Source organism: Bradyrhizobium sp. sGM-13 (assembly GCF_018398875.1).
In the GTDB taxonomy this organism is placed as follows: Bacteria; Pseudomonadota; Alphaproteobacteria; order Rhizobiales; family Xanthobacteraceae; genus Bradyrhizobium.
Window position 1 is genome coordinate 1 of record NZ_JAGWDK010000177.1, and the last position, 547, is coordinate 547.

Annotated in this window: 1 protein-coding gene; it reads right to left on the minus strand. The window is 65.6% G+C overall.

Going from position 1 to position 547, the window contains the following annotated elements:
* Positions 1–547 (minus strand): condensation domain-containing protein (locus KJQ96_RS38660; protein WP_249727410.1); only part of this gene is annotated, 547 nt, incomplete at both ends.

The following is a 547-nucleotide window of genomic DNA, read 5'->3' on the forward strand; positions in this document are numbered from 1 at the left end:
TCCGGCGCCTTGCGCACCTCCGCCTCGAACAGCTCATGGATGCACCGCTCCGCTGGATACGAGACCGACGTCCGGTTCAGCTCCTCCAACAGGTAGATGCGCTCATCCGACGACAACAGCTCAATCCGCCCGACCGCTCGATGCGCATCGGCAACCATCGCCCGCAGCAGCACCAGCAGATAGCCCCGCTGCCGCTCGATCGTTGCTTGATCGAACAGCGCCGTGGCATAGCCCAGCGTTCCGGCGATGACCGCGCCGCGCTCCCCAAGGTTCAGCTCCAGATCAAACTTGGCCTGATCGAACCCATCTCCGGCAGTCTCCACACTCAGCTCGGGAAGGTCGAAGGATTGACCGGCGTTGTTCTGCCAGGCCAACCCCACCTGGAACAGCGGGGTGTGATCAAGCGACCGTGGCGGCTGCACGATCTCCACCACCTGCTCAAACGGCAGGTCCTGATGGTCCTGCGCCGCCAACGTCGCGCCCCGCGTCCGCTCCAACAGCTCTGCCACGCTCGGCGCGCCCGACAGGTCGAGGCGAAGCGCCAGGC